General features: G+C 72.8%; 13 protein-coding genes. 6 read left to right on the top strand and 7 right to left on the bottom strand.

Annotated elements, in window-relative coordinates; genetic code table 11:
• Positions 1-79: 79 nt before the first annotated feature.
• Positions 80-2,626 carry an aminopeptidase N gene (pepN, locus tag ACZ4S3_RS06050; RefSeq protein ID WP_467926546.1) on the bottom strand — a complete coding sequence of 849 codons (2,547 nt, stop codon included), beginning with the start codon at positions 2,624-2,626 and terminating at the stop codon, positions 80-82.
• A gap of 65 nt (positions 2,627-2,691) precedes the next feature.
• Positions 2,692-3,567 carry a helix-turn-helix domain-containing protein gene (locus tag ACZ4S3_RS06045; protein WP_467926542.1) on the bottom strand — a complete coding sequence of 292 codons (876 nt, stop codon included), beginning with the start codon at positions 3,565-3,567 and terminating at the stop codon, positions 2,692-2,694.
• 138 nt (positions 3,568-3,705) lie between these two features.
• Here ACZ4S3_RS06045 and ACZ4S3_RS06040 point away from each other — a divergent pair, with 138 nt between their 5' ends.
• Positions 3,706-5,526: a beta-galactosidase gene (locus tag ACZ4S3_RS06040; protein WP_467926538.1), complete on the top strand. Its 1,821-nt coding sequence runs from the start codon at positions 3,706-3,708 to the stop codon at positions 5,524-5,526.
• Positions 5,527-5,599: 73 nt separating this feature from the next.
• On the opposite strand, the gene ACZ4S3_RS06035 is transcribed toward ACZ4S3_RS06040, so the two are convergent.
• Together ACZ4S3_RS06035 and ACZ4S3_RS06030 are read right to left on the bottom strand one after the other, a co-directional pair.
• Entirely contained in the window at positions 5,600-8,689 is a 3,090-nt protein-coding gene (locus ACZ4S3_RS06035; protein WP_467926533.1) for an endo-alpha-N-acetylgalactosaminidase family protein, read from the bottom strand.
• 237 nt (positions 8,690-8,926) lie between these two features.
• Positions 8,927-9,736, bottom strand: a complete 810-nt coding sequence (locus ACZ4S3_RS06030) for a S1 family peptidase (RefSeq protein WP_467926529.1) — start codon at positions 9,734-9,736, stop codon at positions 8,927-8,929.
• A gap of 264 nt (positions 9,737-10,000) precedes the next feature.
• On the opposite strand from ACZ4S3_RS06030, the gene ACZ4S3_RS06025 reads away from it, so the two are divergent.
• A complete protein-coding gene (locus tag ACZ4S3_RS06025; RefSeq protein WP_467926525.1) occupies positions 10,001-10,900 on the top strand; it encodes a hypothetical protein in 900 nt (299 codons plus the stop codon).
• Between the two features lie 6 nt (positions 10,901-10,906).
• Here ACZ4S3_RS06025 and ACZ4S3_RS06020 read toward each other — a convergent pair whose 3' ends face one another.
• Positions 10,907-11,602, bottom strand: a complete 696-nt coding sequence (locus tag ACZ4S3_RS06020) for an alpha/beta fold hydrolase (protein ID WP_467926521.1) — start codon at positions 11,600-11,602, stop codon at positions 10,907-10,909.
• A gap of 91 nt (positions 11,603-11,693) precedes the next feature.
• Here ACZ4S3_RS06020 and ACZ4S3_RS06015 point away from each other — a divergent pair, with 91 nt between their 5' ends.
• A complete protein-coding gene (locus ACZ4S3_RS06015) occupies positions 11,694-12,749 on the top strand; it encodes a LacI family DNA-binding transcriptional regulator (RefSeq protein WP_467926517.1) in 1,056 nt (351 codons plus the stop codon).
• Positions 12,750-12,823: 74 nt separating this feature from the next.
• Here the strand turns inward: ACZ4S3_RS06015 and ACZ4S3_RS06010 are convergent, their stop codons facing one another.
• Positions 12,824-13,558 carry an MBL fold metallo-hydrolase gene (locus tag ACZ4S3_RS06010; RefSeq protein ID WP_467926513.1) on the bottom strand — a complete coding sequence of 245 codons (735 nt, stop codon included), beginning with the start codon at positions 13,556-13,558 and terminating at the stop codon, positions 12,824-12,826.
• Positions 13,559-13,710: 152 nt separating this feature from the next.
• On the opposite strand from ACZ4S3_RS06010, the gene ACZ4S3_RS06005 reads away from it, so the two are divergent.
• Positions 13,711-14,196, top strand: a complete 486-nt coding sequence (locus ACZ4S3_RS06005) for a hypothetical protein (protein ID WP_467926509.1) — start codon at positions 13,711-13,713, stop codon at positions 14,194-14,196.
• Between the two features lie 63 nt (positions 14,197-14,259).
• Positions 14,260-14,733: a PPOX class F420-dependent oxidoreductase gene (locus ACZ4S3_RS06000; protein ID WP_467926505.1), complete on the top strand. Its 474-nt coding sequence runs from the start codon at positions 14,260-14,262 to the stop codon at positions 14,731-14,733.
• A 77-nt stretch (positions 14,734-14,810) separates the two neighbouring features.
• Here ACZ4S3_RS06000 and ACZ4S3_RS05995 read toward each other — a convergent pair whose 3' ends face one another.
• Entirely contained in the window at positions 14,811-15,572 is a 762-nt protein-coding gene (locus ACZ4S3_RS05995; protein ID WP_467926500.1) for an ArsR/SmtB family transcription factor, read from the bottom strand.
• Positions 15,573-15,638: 66 nt separating this feature from the next.
• Here ACZ4S3_RS05995 and ACZ4S3_RS05990 point away from each other — a divergent pair, with 66 nt between their 5' ends.
• Entirely contained in the window at positions 15,639-16,220 is a 582-nt protein-coding gene (locus ACZ4S3_RS05990) for a hypothetical protein (protein WP_467926495.1), read from the top strand.
• Positions 16,221-16,332 lie beyond the last annotated feature (112 nt).

Genomic DNA, 16,332 nt, shown 5'->3' with positions numbered 1-16,332 from the left:
CTTTTGTGTTACGGATCTGCCGCAGTTGTTCGGGTGCCGCCGCCGGTGTGTGGCGGCGGCACCCGGGGGGGGGGGACGGTCAGTTGTGGCCGGTGGTGGTGCGGACGTGCAGGGCGCGCCGCAGGTCGTCCAGTTGGTCGATGAGTTTGCGGCGGAGGGCGGGGGTGGGGTCGCCGTTGGTGAGGCAGGCTTCGCCGAGGCGGAGGGTTTCGGGGTCGATGTGGGTGGTGGGGAAGGCGTAGCGGCCGGCGGCCGCGGCGAGGGCGGGGCCGCGGTGGGCGGCGAGGGCGGGGGCGTCGGTGAAGTAGCGGGCGACGTAGGGGGTGAGCAGGTCGTGTTGTTCGGGGGCCCAGAAGCCGGTGGCGGTGGCGGTGAAGAGGTAGTTGGAGAGGGCTTTTCGGTCGTCGGTGGTGAACAGGGTGTCCCAGGCGGCTTGTTTGGCGGCGGGGTCGGGGAGGGCGGCGTGGCAGCGGGCGGCGCCTTCGCGGCCGGTGGCGCTGGGGTCGCGGGCGAGTTCGGCGTCGATGGTGTCGCGGAGTTCGGTGAGGGGGGCGGCGCCGAGGGTGGTGAGGCGGGCGAGGATGCGCCAGCGCAGTTCGGGGTCGAGGGCGGGGCCGCCGGGGACGCTGCCGTTTGCGAGCCAGTCCTGGAGGTCTTCGGGGGTGGTGGCGCTGTCGATGGCGGCGCGTACGGCGGTGAGCCGCAGTCCTGCTGCGGTGCCGTCGTGGTGGCCTTCGGTGCGGCGCAGGATGTCGCGGCTGATGGTGGTGAGGGTGGCCAGGGCGGTGGGGCGTCGGTCCGGGGGCAGGTAGTGGTCGGCGATGTGGGTGCGGGCGAAGGCGAGGACGCCTTGGACGAGGGCGAGGTCGTTTTCGTGCGGGAGGTGGGTGCGGGCGGCGTCCAGGTAGGCGGTGGGGGCGAGTTCGCCGTCGCGGACCATGTCGCGGGCGGCGTTCCAGACGACGGCGCGGGTCAGTGCGTCGGGCAGGGCGGACAGTGCGTGGAGGGCGGTGTCCCAGGAGGCGGTGTCGAGGCGGACCTTGGCGTAGGTGAGGTCCTGGTCGTTGAGGAGGAGCAGGTCGGGGCGGCGGCCGGGGGTGGTGTGGGTGGTGTGGCCAGGGAGGTCCCAGGAGAGGGGTGTGCGGGGGGTGAGGCGGGTGGGGGTGGTGGGGTCCTGGTCGTAGAGGCCGATGGTGAGGCGGTGGGGGCGGGTGCCGTCCTGGCTTCCGCTGTGGTCGATGCGCAGGGTCCAGGTGCCGTCGTCGGTTTCGGTGACGTGGGGGGTGAGGGTGTCGGCTCCGGTGGTGCGCAGCCAGCGTTCGGCCCAGGTGTGGATGTCGCGGTCGGTGGCGCGGGCGAGGGAGTCGATGAAGTCGGCGAGGGTGGCGTTGGCGAAGCGGTGGCGCCTGAAGTGGTCGTTGATGCCGGTGAGGAAGTCTTTTTCGCCCATCCAGGCGACGAGTTGGCGTAGTGCGGAGGCGCCTTTGGCGTAGGAGATGCCGTCGAAGTTGAGGAGGGCGGAGGCGGTGTCGGGGACGTCTTGGGGGGTGGGGGCGACGGGGTGGGTGGAGGGGCGCTGGTCGGCGTCGTAGCCCCAGCCTTTGCGGGCGACGGCGAAGTCGGTCCAGGTTTCGGTGAAGCGGGTGGCTTCGGCCAGGACCTGGTAGCCCATGTATTCGGCGAAGGATTCGTTGAGCCAGATGTCGTCCCACCATTGGAGGGTGACGAGGTCGCCGAACCACATGTGGGCCATTTCGTGGGAGATGACCATGCCGCGGGTCTGGCGTTCGGTGTCGGTGACGGCGGAGCGGTAGATGAATTCGTCGCGGAAGGTGACCAGGCCGGGGTTTTCCATGGCGCCGGCGTTGAATTCGGGGACGAAGGCCTGGTCGTAGGAGTCGAAGGGGTAGGGCTCGTCGAAGATCTGGTGGTAGCGGTCGAAGCAGCGGCGGGTGATGTCGAGGATTTCGTCGGCGTCGGCGTCGAGGTGGGGTGCCAGGGAACGGCGGCAGTGGATGCCGAAGGGCAGTCCGGCGTGTTCGGTGCGTACGGAGTGCCAGGGGCCGGCGGCGATGGCGACGAGGTAGGTGGAGATGAGGGGGGTGGGGGCGGCTTTCCAGGTGCCGTTCCCGAGGTGTTCGGTGATGCCGTTGGCCAGGACGGTCCAGTTTTCGGGGGCCTTGAGGGTCAGGTCGAAGACGGCTTTGAGGTCGGGCTGGTCGAAGGCGCCGAAGACGCGCTGGATGTCGTCCATGAACAGCTGGGTGTAGACGTAGCTCTCGCCGTCGGCGGGGTCGGTGAAGCGGTGCATGCCTTCGCCGGTGCGGGAGTAGGCCATGGTGGCGTCGAGGTGCAGTTCGTGGTCGCCTGCGGTGAGGCCGGTGAGGGGGAGGCGGTTGTCGTCGAGGGCGGTGGGGTCGATGGGGTGGCCGTCGAGGGTGGCGGTGTGCAGTGCGGCGGGCTTGATCTCGATGAAGGTGTCGCCGCTGCGGCGTGCGCTGAAGTGGATGGCCGTGCGGGATCCGAAGTGGTCCTCGCCCTGGGTGAGGTCGAGGGTGATGTCGTAGCGGTGGACGTCGATGAGGTGGGCGCGGGTCTGCGCCTCGTCGCGCTGCAGTGCGGGCATGTGGTCATGCTGCCACCGGTGGTTGTGGGGTGCACGGGTGTTTGGGGGCGGGGGGTGCGCCGGGTTCAGCGGATCAGTGGCGGGTTGTCGGGGTCGGGGATCTGGGTGGACCAGCCGCCGGGGACGTTGTGGGCCTGGCGGTCGCGGAAGCGTATGGGGGCGGTGCCGACGCGGCGGGTGAACAGGCGGCTGAAGTAGGCGGGGTCGTCGTAGCCGACGCGGCGGGCGATGGCGGCGACGGGGAGTTCGGTGGCGGCCAGGAGTTCTTTGGCGCGGCCGAGCCGGATGCCCAGGAGGTAGTCCTTGGGGCTGCAGCCGGCGCCGCGGCGTACGGCGGTGCGGAGTTCGGCGGGGGTCATGCCGTGCCGGGCGGCGTGTTCGGCGACGGTCAGCGGCAGGAACGCGTCGCGTGCCAGGGCCTGCAGGACGGGGTCGCCGTCGGCGTCGGTGTCGGCGCGTGCGCGGCGCAGGGCGACGAGGAGTTCGTGGACCGCGGCGGAGGTCTCGACCTCCAGCAGGGGGTTGCCGCGCCGGGCGGCGCGTGCGATCCGGCCGATGGCGGCGCGGGCGGGGGCGGTGTCGGCGAGGGGGACGAGGGGGCGGTCCGGTTCGATGTAGCCGAGTTCGGTGTAGGTGCCGGTGGCGGAGCCGGTGAAGTCGACGAAGCTCTCGTCCCAGCCGGTGGCCGGGTCGGCGGCGTAGTGGTGGGGTACGCCGGGGATGATCCACAGCAGTGCGGGGGCGGTGACCGGCCGGCGGCGGCCGTCGGGGCCGGTGAACCAGCCGCGGCCGGCGCTGATCACGATGGCGACGTGGTGGTCGAGGGTGCGTGGCCCGACGGTCGGCAGTGTGCCGTGCTGCAGTCCGACGCCCAGGCACACCAGTCCCAGCCGGTGGTGGACCGGGCTGGGGGTGAAGTACCGCATCCAGGTGTGGTACATGCCGTGCCTCCCGTGGCGTGTGGCTGCCGCGCGCTCCTCCGTCCAATGAACGCCGATCTTTGTCCATGGACCGCCGCGCCGCCAGGGGGCGAGGGTGACCGGTGACCGGTGGCCGGGATGTTGTGAGGGCGGTGGGACGTGGCGCGGTTCGAGGTGGGCGAGCGGGACTTCGTGCGGGACGGGCGGCCGGTGCGGCTGCTGTCCGGTGCGCTGCACTATTTCCGGGTGCACGAGGCGCAGTGGGGTCATCGGCTGGCGATGTTGCGGGCGATGGGTCTGAACTGTGTGGAGACGTATGTGCCGTGGAATGTGCACGAGCCGCGGCCGGGCGAGTTCCACGATGTCGGGGCGGTGGGGCGGTTTCTGGATGCGGCGCATGCGGCGGGGCTGTGGGCGATCGTCCGTCCGGGGCCGTACATCTGCGCGGAGTGGGAGAACGGCGGGCTGCCGCAGTGGCTGACGGGGCCGCTGGGGCGGCGGGTGCGGACTCGTGATGCGGTGTATCTGGCGGCCGTGGACGCCTGGTTCGCCAGGCTGTTGCCGCAGGTGGTGGCCCGGCAGTGCACGGTGGCATCGGGGCCGGGCGGTCCGGACGGCGGCCCGGTGATCATGGTGCAGGCGGAGAACGAGTACGGCTCGTACGGCAGCGACCTCGGCTATCCGGCGCATATCGCGGGCCTGCTGCGGGAACTGGGCGTGCGGGTGCCGCTGTTCACCTCGGACGGGCCCGAGGACCATATGCTCACCGGCGGCTCGGTCCCCGGTGTGCTGGCCACCGTGAACTTCGGGTCCGGGGCCCGGGAGGCGTTCGCCGCGCTGCGCCGCCATCAGGCCGCGGGGCCGCTGATGTGCATGGAGTTCTGGTGCGGCTGGTTCGCGCACTGGGGGCGGCGGGCCGAGCCCCGTACGCCGCAGGATGCCGCGGCGGCGCTGCGCGAGATCCTGGAGTGCGGCGGCTCGGTCAATGTGTACATGGCGCACGGCGGGACGAATTTCGGCGGCTGGGCGGGCGCGAACCGTGCGGGTGAGCTGCATGAGGGGGCGCTGCAGCCGACGGTCACCTCCTACGACTACGAGGCGCCCGTCGATGAACGGGGCCGCCCGACGCGGAAGTTCCACCTCTTTCGTGAGGTGCTGGCGGAGTATGCGGACGGTCCGCTGCCGGAGCTTCCCGAGCCGCCGCGGGTGCTGTCCGAGCCGGTGGCCGCGGTGGCGTGGCGGTGGGCGCCGGCCGGGGAGGTGATGGATGCGCTGGGCGGTGCGGAGATCGAGGCGGGCGGCCCGGTGACGTTCGAGGAGCTGGGCGTGGACCGGGGGGTGGTGCGCTACCGGGTCGAGGTGCCGGGGCCGCGTGGCGCGTATCCGCTGCGGGTGCGGGGGCTGCGGGACCGGGCGAGCGTGTATGTGGACGGGGTGCGGGTGGCGGTCGTGGAGGGCGAGGATGCGCTGGTCGGGGAGGTGGCGGGGCCGGCGTCGGTGGAGCTGTGGGTGGAGTCGCTGGGGCGGGTCAACTACGGGCCGCGGCTGGGTGAGTCCAAGGGGATCACCGGGGGGCTGCTGCACGAGCGGCAGTATCTGCACGGTGTGCGGGCGCGCGGGCTGCGGCTGGATGCGGTGGCACAGGGGGCGGGGGGCACAGCGCCCTGGGGCGAGGCCGGCTTCCGGGATCTCGACGGGGGCGGGCACCCGGGCCTCTACCGCGCCGTCCTGCCCGTGCACGCCCGCCCCGGCGACGCCGATCTCGCGCTGCCCGGCTGGGTACGCGGCTTCGCCTGGATCAACGGGTTCTGTCTGGGCCGCTACTGGGACGTGGGCCCGCAGCGCACCCTGTTCGTGCCGGGCCCGGTGCTGCGCGAGGGCGACAACGAGCTTTTGCTGTGGGAGCTGGAGGGCGCCCCGCCCCTGGTGGGGGCAGGGGCGGGGACGCCCGGTCTGTATCCCTGCGCGCCGCCGCGCTAGGAGGTGTCGTCGCCTTCTTGTCGTTCGCCCGTAGCGCCGGGCGGGAAGGTCACGCCACCCCCTGGGGTGCCCGCTACAGCTCCCGTACCTCGAAGGAGTCCAGGACGAATTCCGCCTTCCCGTCGTCGCCGGTCTTGCGCAGCCCCACCCATGCCTCGCCGCCGGCGGGCGCGGTGAACTCGTAGGTGTGGGTGGCGGGCCGGGTGGCGGCGGGCAGCGGGGTGCGGATCAGTTCGCGGGCCTCTGGCTCGTCGACGGCCGTGATCCAGGCGTACTGGTCCGCCTTTTCGTTCTCGTAGCGGAAGGTGACCCGGTAGCGGCGGCCGGCGGTGAAGCGGGCGGTGTGCGCGACGGTGCGGTAGACCAGTCCGCCGTTCTCGCCGCGCGACTTGAGCGATTGGCCGCCGTCGATGACGTCGTCGACGGCCTTGTCGTTCCAGCCGCGCTGGGTGAACGGGGCGTGCCGCTGGGCGATATGGGTGCGCGGGTCGGTGATGCCGCCCGCGTCGCCCTTGACGAAGACGCCCCAGCCCTGCGGCACGTTCTCGAAGTCCTCGTGGACCAGGGCGCCTTGTGTGGCGCTGTGCGCGGCGGGCACGACCCGTACGTTGTCGAACCGGACCCGGGCCTGGCCTGCCGCGGCGGTCAGTGTGAGGGTGAGGGGGCCGCCGCCTTCGGGGACGGTGAAGAAGGTGAACAGGCGCTGGAAGCGGGTGCCGGCCTTGCGGTCGGCGGCGACGTAGTTGCCGGCGGTGGAGGTCTGGGTCCAGTTGGCGGCGGTGACGCCGTCGGCGGTGCGGACCTTCAGTTCCGCGCGGCGCCGCTCCCCCGCCGTGGCGCCGACCTCGACCTGTACGGAGGCGGCGTAGCTGCCGGGGGCGAGCCGGGTGAGCTGCTGGGCGACGGTGGCGGCGCCGCCCGCGCCGATGACCAGCTCGTAGTCGCCCACTTCGCTGGGCCGCACGGAGGCCGGGCCGGTGGCCTGCCAGCCGGCCAGGTTTCCGGCGTGGAAGCCGGGGTCGGTCAGGGGTGTGCCCTCGCCCCAGCCGGGGCTGCCCTGTGCGGGGGCCTTGTTGCGGTGGACGGCGTAGGCCACGCCGGCTTCGGCGGTGAGGGTGATCCGGCCGCCGCGGGCCCAGATGCGTGTCTCGTGGGTGCGGCCCTGGTCGGTGAGCCGGTAGGCGTGGACCGCCGTGGCGTCCGACCAGCCGCGGGGCAGGTCCCAGCTGGTGGTGCCGCCATGGGGGTTGTAGTGGTAGAGCTTTGCGGGGTCGGTGGCGCGGCGCGGCTCCCAGGGCAGGAGGTAGGCGCCGTCGTCGTAGACGAGGCGGCCGTCCGTGGTGATTTTCCGGGTGCCGTCCGCGTCGCTGACCGAGGTCCTGGTGGGGCCCTCGAAGGTGATCTCGTGTGCGCCCCAGGTTCTGACCGGGTAGGCCTGGAGGTATTTGGCGGGCAGCGCGTCGGTCCAGATGATCCTGTGGAAGGCGTGCCAGTCCCTCTTGCCGGTCCAGCCTTCGAAGTTGCCCATCCGGCCGCTGCCCAGCAGGGTCGGCCACTTGTCGGCGAAGACGTCCTTGTGGTGGTTGTGCAGGAAGCGGATCAGTCGGGAGTTGATGCCGCGGGAGGTGTCGGGGCCGTAGTCGGTCTCCATCGCCCAGTGCGACCACAGTGAGGAGCGCTCCAGGCCGTGGCCCCATTCGCTGGCGACCTGCCAGCCCTGGTCGCGCAGATGGCGCTGGAGGCGGTCGGAGTTCCAGCCCGATTCGCGGAAGACGTCGAGGTAGACGGTGTTCAGGGCCGGGTCGGTCTCCTTGCGCAGCTGCGCGAAGCGGCGGGCGATGCCGCCGGAGAGAAGGTCGCGGCGGGCGTCGATGCGGTAGGACTGGTCGAGCCAGTCCCACTGCTCGTCGTCCTTGTTGACGAGGGTGTCGGAGAAGGCGTGGGCGACGGGGTAGGACTCGGTGGCGTTGACGTGGACGGCGAAGTCGCTGTTCCACTTCTTTCCGGCGCGGACGAGGGTGTTGAGGTCGGCCAGGCCGCCGGCGCGTTCGTTGTAGTTGCCGCCGTAGTCCGGGTGCGCGGAGTCGTGGCCCTCGGACTGGTAGCCCTTCAGGAGCGTGAACTGCCGCAGTCCGTCGGTGGCCAGGGCGATCCGTTTGACGTTGTCGAGGGTGGCCAGGAACGGGTTGGTGGCCTGGCTGGCGAAGTTGAAGGGGATGTGCGGGACGACCCGCAGATGCTGTTCGTCGGCGCCCCGGGGCACGACCATGATGTCGCGCAGGGCGATGGCGGCGTCCTGCCAGTCGGCGGTGCCGTCGCCGTTGCGGTCGCGGGTGACGATGACGGTGGCGTACGGGAGGGGGTCGGTGGCGTCCAGGGGCGCGCCGGCCGCCCGGCAGGTCCACTGGCCGGGCGCCAGCTGTGCCTTGACGAAGCCGTCGCCCTGGAGGGTCTGGCGCCATAGCCGGCCGTTCTCCCAGGTGGTGGCGCCGGAGGGGGTGTCGTAGACGGTGTTGGTCTCGATGGCGGCGGCCAGATGGCCGGTGGCGACGACGGCGTAGGCGCATCCGGTGGGCGAGGCCTGCGGGGGCGTGCCGGGGGTGACGGTGACGAGGGTGTCGCCGCTTTTGGCTTTGTCCAGGTCGATGCGGGCGGCGAGCAGGGCGGCGCCGGGCTGGTCGCTGCGGACGCTCAGGAGCGCGAGGCCGGGGATCTGAAGGGTGCCCACCCGCAGCGCCGCGGTGTCGGTGATGCCGGTGACGTGCCAGGTGACCTGCCAGGCCTCGACCGCTATCTCGACGGTGATCGTGGTGCCGCCGTCGAAGGTGAGGGTGTAGGCGGCGCGGTCGGCGCGGGCCCGGTGGGTGACCCGGGGGGTGCGGGCGGTGCCGTCGATGAGGACCTGGGTGAGGGGGGTTTCCTGGCCGTGCAGGATGTGGCCGGTGCCGCGGTCGGTGTAGGAGACGATGCGGGGGAAGGCGGCATCGACGCGGACCTCCAGTGCGTCGGAGCGCAGGACGGCCGGTGCGGGGCGCGGCGCGGCGGAGGCGGTGTGCGGCGCGGCCGCGGCGGTGGGGGTGGTGAGCGGGAGGGCGGTGGCGGCGCCGGCGAGCGCGGTGGCGGCGACGACCTTTCTGCGGCTGGGCCCTGGCTGTTGGTTCACGCGCGCTGTCCTCCTTCGCACCTGCACTGCCTGTCGCGGGACAGCGTGCTGCGCGGGCGGGGCGGGCGCCTATGGACAAAGGAGGGACAGGTCTTGGACTAACGGGCGGGCGGGCGCCGTCGGACGGGGCGGGCGGGGCGGGCGCGTCGGGCGGGGCGGGCGTGCGCAGCTCGGCGCCTTCGGGCAACGACGCGGGGCCCGGGGAGTGCGCCCCGGGCCCCGCGAAGGTGAGTGCGGTCAGCCGCCCAGCTTGCCGGCGCCCGCCTTGATGTCCTTGGCGAAGGTGCTCACCTCGCTGTAGACACCGGGCTTGCCGGGCCGTGCGCAGCCCTCGCCCCAGGAGACGATGCCGACCTGGAGCCACGCCCCGGCGTCGTCCTTGCGGAACATCGGGCCGCCGGAGTCGCCCTGGCAGGTGTCGACGCCGCCGGTGTCCAGCTTGCCGGCGCAGATCTCGTCGCCGGGGGTGAGCTGGTCGCCGTAGGCCTTCTGGCAGGTGGCGTCGTCGACGAACGGGACGGTCGCCTTGAGGAGGTAGCGCTGCTGGTCGCCGCCTTCCTTGTCGGCGCCCCAGCCGGCGATGGTGAAGTCGCCGTTGTTGAGCTTGTCGTCCTCGGCGATCTTCAGCGTGGGCAGGTCGATCGCCTTGTCGAGTTTGATCAGCGCCCAGTCCTTGCCCTTGCCGTTGTAGCCGGGTGCCTGCAGGACCTCGGTGGACTTGGCGGTGACGGCCTTCGAGTCCTCCAGGTCGACGACGCCGGCGGTGGCGGTGATGGAGGTGTTCGGGCCGCTGCCGTCGACGCAGTGCGCGGCGGTGAGCACGATGTTCTTGGTGTAGAGGGCGCCGCCGCAGCCCATCGACAGCCGGACCATGAAGGGGAATTCGCCCTGGTCGGCCTTGGTGCCGCCGACGACCCTGGTGTGGCTGCCGCCGCCGGGCTCCGGTGCGGGGTGGGCGAAGGCGGAGGCGGGCTGGAGGCTGACGGCGGCGAGGGCTATCGCGCCGGCGGCGGCGACTCTCTTGAGGGGCTTGAGGTGGGTGCGCAACGGGCTTCCTTTCGTGGGGGGTTGCACGTCGATGACGAGCCCATGCCAACACCGGAGCCGGACGTGGCCGCCGCAGAAACTACGCGGAAGAAGGCAGCACGCCGCAAGGCGTCCGGACCCAGTGGGGGATGAGCCCGTAAAGCGCCCTGTGATTATGTGGAGAGAGCGATCGGAGAACAAGAGTGCGCATCCGGCCAACTCCCCTGCCCCTCATGCCTCATACAGCCCATACCGGAAGCTCCCGGCCGCCCGTACAGTGGCCGGGTGACAACGGGCGGCAGTGAGGTCGAGCACGGGTTCGCGCACCTGGACACGGTGCGTTCGGCCATGACGGCACTGTTCAGACGGATGTCGTACGACACGATCGCCACCTTCGGCACCAGCGTGCTGCCCGTCGATGTCGCCTTCGACGACACCGAGGACGTCCATCTGGGAGCACAGCGGGTGGCTCGCGTCATGGTGCGCCAGCTTCATCTGCCCAGTGCCCGCATCGTCATCTCGTTCCGCGAGATGGAACACGCCGCGAACGTCGAACTGACCGCGGGCCCCGAGTACTTCATCGAACTCAACGAACGCTTCAAGACCCACCGCAACGACATCGGCGCCGCCCTCGCCCACGAGGTGATGCACCTGTGCCTGCACCGCCTGGGTCTGGCCTTCCCCGGCACCCGCGACAACGAGATCCTCACCGACACCGCCACCACCTACCTCGGCGCGGGCTGGCTGCTGCTGGACGCCTACCGCGAGCACGGCCCGTTCTCCCAGAAGCTGGGCTATCTCACGCCGGAGGAGTTCGGCTATGTCCTGGCCCAGCGCGCGGAGTTCTTCGGCGAGGACCCGGCGCCCTGGTTCACCAGCCCGCAGGCGTACGACGCGTATACGGCGGGCGCGGCGCGGGCCCGCCAGGACGCCCGCCGCCCGCCGCTCGCCGCGGCCGGCCGGCTCGCCCGCCTCCGCTACGCCAGGGACCGCCGCCTGGCACGGGCCGCCGGCCGCCCCGGCCCCTCGCGCGAGTCACCCGACGGCTACGCCTTCGAGGGCCCCGCGCCGCTGCGGGTGTCCTTCCCCTGCCCCGCCTGCCACCAGCGCATCCGCGTCCCGGTCCGCGGCCGCCTCCAGGCACGGTGCGGACTGTGCCGCACGCTCCTGGACTGCGATACGTAACAGGCCCTAGATCCAGCCGTCCAGCCCCGCCATGAAAGCGTCGAAGTCGTCGCGGTGGATGGTGTGGCCCGCGCCCGCCACCGTACGGACCTCGAAGCCCCGGGTGGTCAGCTCCTTCGCCGCCTCCTCGGTGAAGAGGAACCCCTCCCCCGCGATCTGCACCAGGGACGGGACGACCGGCCGCTCCGGCGTATGGTCCACCAGGTGCGCCCCGGACAGGGCGAGGGCGGTGCCGGTGTCCCAGGCGGCGACCGTGGCCATCTCGAGGTCGATATCGGCCTCGTCCCAGCGGGGGTTGAAGCCGCGGACCAGCTCGCGGCCGGCGCCCTTGAACGTCACGAAGACGGCCGGGTCCACCACCTGACCGGTGCCGACCGGCGACCACGCCGGGTCGCTGTAGACCGCACGCCGGGGCCGCAGCCGCCCGGCGGCCAACGACAGCGCGAGGCCGCCCAGCGAGTGCCCCAGGGCCAGCTCCGCGCCGGCCGGGAGGGTGTCCACCAGATCCCCGGCGAACAGCTCCGCGCCGTAGTCGCCGCGCGGACTGCGGCCGTGGCCGCGCAGATCGACGCCGATGACGCGGTAGCCCCGGTCCGCCAGCGCCGGGCCGACCCGGCGCCAGGTGCGGTGATCCGACATCATTCCGTGGACCAGCACCGCGATCCGGTCACCCGTGCCCCACTCATGAGTGTGCAGCTGCATGCGCCGAGGTTACACGTGTAAGGAGATCCCGGGTATGCCCGCGGGCCCCGCCGCGCGGCGCACAAACCCCTGTGCGAGGATGCCCGGCAGCATGACTGACGCAGCCGGGCCCCGGGACCGCCCCGCCCTGCCGACACCCCCGACCAGCGCGGCCGTTGCCCGCCGCGCCGGGGTGTCGCGGGCGACGGTCTCCTACGTGCTCAACGGCCAGGCCGCCGGGCGTGTCGGCGCCCGCACCCAGGCCAGGGTCCGGGCCGCCGCCGAGGAACTGGGGTACGTCCCGCACGCCGCCGCCCGCAGCCTGCGGGCCGGCCGCGGCAGCATCGTCCTCCTGGCCGCCCCCGCCGACACCGTCCCCGCCTTCGGCCCCCTCTTCACGTCCTTCCTGGCCGGCTTCCAGACCGCGCTGCACGGCCTCGGCTACACCGGCGTCCTGCACGGCGCACCCGCCGCCTCCCCCCTGGCGGCCGCCCGCGCCTGGGCCGAACTGCGCCCCGCCGCCGTCCTGACCCTGCACGGCCCGCCCCTGGATGCCGCCGCCGTCGAACTCCTGCGCCGCTCCGGCACCGCCGCCGTCCTCACCCACGGCCCGGCGCCCACCCCCGGCGCCCACACCCTGCTCCTGGACCAGCACGAGGCGGGCCTGCGGGCCGGCGCCCATCTGCTCGACCGCGGCCGCCGCCGCATCGGCGTGATCCGCCCCGCCGAGCCCGGCCTCGCGGCCTTCGCCGAGCCCCGCCTGGCCGGCGTACGGGCCGCGGCCGCCGACCGGCCCGGCACCCTGGTACGGCCGCTGCCCCTGGGCCTCACCGAAGAGTCGGCCGACCAACTCGCCGCGTCCTGGCCCGACTTGGGCCTGGATGCGGTGTTCGCCTACAACGACGAGTACGCGATGCTCCTGATGCGCGCCCTCCAGGACGCGGGCCATACCGTCGGCGCCGGCGACCCGGCGGACATCGCGGTGGTCGGCGCCGACGATCTGCTGCTGGGCCGGCTGCTGCGGCCCCGGCTGACCACGGTCCGCGCGCAGGTCATCCCGCCGGAACGGATCGCCGCTCTGGTCGACCGCCTGATCCGCGAACCGGGCACCGCACCCGCCACACACCGGCTGGGCACGTTCCATGTGGAGGCGCGCGAGTCGGGGTGACGGGGAGGAGGGGTGACGGGTGAGCCGGGGTGACGAGTGAGCGCCGGGGTGACGGGTGAGCGCCGGGGCGCTCCCTACAGCCAGTCCTCCTCCGGCGTCGCCGCCGCCAGAACCGCCCGCGCGTCGCCGCGTATCGGCCCCCCGTGCGGCACGCACACCGTGTCGACGTCCTCCAGGGCTGCCAGCCGCCGGAACGAGGCGAGCGCCACGTCCCGGTCGACGTTGAACGGGCCCAGGACCGCCCGCCGGCCCTCGGGGTCGGCGCCGATGATGTCGCCGGGGAACAACAGGCGGCTCCCGGGGAGGTGGAGGGCGACGCCGCCGGGGGTGTGGCCGGGGACGTGGAGCACCCGGACCGGTTCCGGCCAGCCGGGCAGGATGTCGCCGTCGTGAAGTTCGGTGTCCACCCGGACGGGGCGCGGGGGCGGGACCGCACCGGCCGCGAAGTCCGCCATGTTGCGCTCGTACAGGGGGCGTTCGGCCGGGGTGAGGACGGGCGGGGGCTCGGGGACCTCACCACGGACACAGGGGGCGTCCAGCGCGCCGGCCAGGACGCGGGCGCCGGTGGCGGCGACCAGATCGGCGGCCGAACCCATGTGGTCCAGGTGGGAGTGGGTGAGCACGATCTGCCGCAGATCGCTCGGACGGCCGCCGAGACGGTCCAGTGCGCCGAGGATGGCGGGGGCGGATCCGGGGATGCCGGTGTCGACCACCGCGTACCCGTCGTCGGGCAGGGCGACGATATACACATGCCCGACGGGGAACGGGAGTTGCCGGACAGCCGGGGTGATCTCCTGGAGTGCGTTCATGCTCCGGACGCTAACGGCCGGCCGGCGGCCGCTGTCCCCTTTGCGCCGACGGCGGATTGAGCGCGCGGCGAACGCGGCGACCGTACGGCGGAAAACAGCGGGAACCCCGCGCCTGCCTGCCACGTCACATACGTGACCCGAGGAGGCATGTCATGCGAGGAACGCTCACCCCACACCGTACGCTCGCCGCCGTGCTCGCGATGGCGGCGGCCGGTACCGTCGCGCTGACCGGCTGCGGCAAGGACACACAGCGGGTGGCGGGCACTCCGCCACCGACGAAGCCGGACGCTTTCGAGGTGCGGGCGCACCAGGTAGCGCGGGACTGGCCCAAGGTCTCGCCGGCCAAGGGACGGCACGAGGCGGTGCTGCCGCTGGTCTCCGCGGAGCACCCCAAGAGCGCCGGGACGCGGGAGATCACGGTGACCGTCGGCCACAGCGCCTGCGACGCCCGCTTCGGCGCACGCAAGTACGAGGCGAAGGGGATCGTGGTGGTCTCCGGCTGGGGCAAGAAGAAGAGCACCAAGGGGATGTGCACGGAGATGCTGGCCACCGACAAGGTGAAGCTGAAGCTGGATCAGGCGCTGGGCGGGCGCAAGGTGGTCGACGCGGCCACCGGCAAGGAGCTGTCGGCCGGGTGAGAGGGACGGCGCCCGCCGCCGGCGTTCGCCCTGGAGCGCGCGGCACGGCCTAGGCTCCTGCACATGAGCCCTTCCATCGCCCGCAACACCCGTGTCGAGCTGCCCGCACTGCTGGAGTTCGTCCGCCCTCGTCACCGCGCGATCCTGCTCACCCGCCGCTCCGACGGCACCCCGCAGGGCTCGCCGCTGACCTGCGGGGTGGACGACTCCGGGCGGCTGGTCATGTCGACGTATCCGGAGCGCGCCAAGGTCCGTAACGCCCGGCGGGTGTCGTCGGTCAGCGTGATCGTGCTGTCCGACGAGTGGAACGGCCCCTGGGTTCAGATCGACGGCGAGGCCGAGGTCATCGACGCCCCGGACTCGGTCGAGCCGCTGGTGGAGTACTACCGCAACATCGCCGGCGAGCACCCCGACTGGGACGAGTACCGGGCGGCGATGCGCGAGCAGGGCAAGTCGCTGATCCGCGTCACCCCGCTGCGCTGGGGACCCGTCGCCACCGGCGGCTTCCCGGCCCGCCTGGCGGAAGGCGACGCATAGCCGGCCCGGCCGGCGTCAACGGGCGTGCTGCACACGGTCGTTGACGTCCGGCGCCCGGCCCCTGCGGCGCCGGGCGGTCAGGGGCGGGGCGCCGACAGTGTCAGGGACGGTGAGAGCGCCTCGTCGGGCAGGGCGAGGTGGTCGCGGAAGGCCGCGCGGCCCGCGTCGGTGACGGTCAGGATGCGGGTGGCGGGGGCCTTGACGATCCAGGCGTGCTCCACGGCGTGCCGGTAGAGGGCGGCGCCGACCGCGCCGGAGAGGTGCTGGCGGCGCACCGTCCAGTCGAGGCAGGTGCGGACATGGGCCCGGTGGGCGACGGAGGGTCCGGTGCCGGGGACGCCGAGGGCGGTCAGCCAGCGGGCGCCGGCGCCGGTCAGGACCAGGCCGTAGTCCCGGGCCAGCAGGCCGCGTTCGGTCATCGCGTCGGCGATCGCCACACCCAGCGCGCCCGCGATGTGGTCGTAGCAGGTCCTGGCGTGGTGCAGGGCCCTGCGGTGGTTGGCCTCGGCGAGCGAGCGGATCGGGACCTGACGGTAGGGGGCGAGGCCCGCGAGGTTCTCCAGGGCCTCGGCGGTGTCCGGTCCGGCGAGCCGCACATAGCGCCGCCGGCCCTGCCGCTCCTCGGCCAGCAGGCCGCCGGAGACCAGGAGGTTGAGGTGTTCGGTGGTGGTGGAGGGGGCTACCCCGGCGTACTCGGCCAGCTCGCTCGCGGTCCAGGTGCCGCCGTCCAGCAGGGCCATACAGATGGCGGCGCGGGTGCGGTCCGCGAGCAGTCGCGCGAGAGCCGCCACATCGGGGGTTTCCGCGGTGCTTTCATGGTCGGCATCCCATCGGTTCATGTGCAGAGAGTAAGCTCTTGTCACACTTCGGTGAGCACCGAATCGTCCTGCTTCTATCCTCGGGGCATGAACGGCGTGCGCAAGGACAGCAGTTCCGTTGCGCCGGCGCTGCTGTCCACGGAGAACGACGACGGGACGTTTGCGCTGGTGACGCTGCGGATCCGGTGGGAGCTCGGCCCGGTGGTGTGCGTATCACTGCCCGCCCGCGGCCGTACCGCACGCAATCTCGCGGTCCGGCCGGATGTGGTCTTCAACCTGCCGCAGGCCGGGAGCGGAGCCGAGGAGGGGACGTGGGGGACGACACGTCCGGGGACCGGTGAGCCGGACACGCCGTGGACCGAGCCGTCGGAGCTGGTACGGCCGCCCCGGCTGCTGAACTGCCCGGTGCAGCTGGAGGCGCGCCGGGTCGGTGAGCTGAGGGTGTGTGACGGGGCCTGGACACAGATGGAGGCCCAGGTGCTGCGGGTGCACGCCGATCCCCGATGGGTGCTGCCGCTGGGCGACCACCGTATCGATCTGTCGGCCTGGCGTCCGCCGGTGCACGACTTCCGGCCCTCGGCCGGCCCGCCGCCGCATGCCGTACCGGCGCCCGCGCGGGAGATGGCGCGGCAGCTGGGCCGCCGGTTCCCCGAGGAACGCGACGCCTGACGGCGGTGGTTGACGCAAAGACCGGCGGCGCCTGCCCTCCGGTCGGGGGGAGGGGACAGGCGCCGCCGCTGTTCCGTACGACGTTGTACGGGACATCTGTGGGACGGGTCGG

The organism is Streptomyces sp. NPDC028368 (genome assembly GCF_055565615.1).
This window is presented reverse-complemented; position numbering and strand designations above follow the sequence as displayed.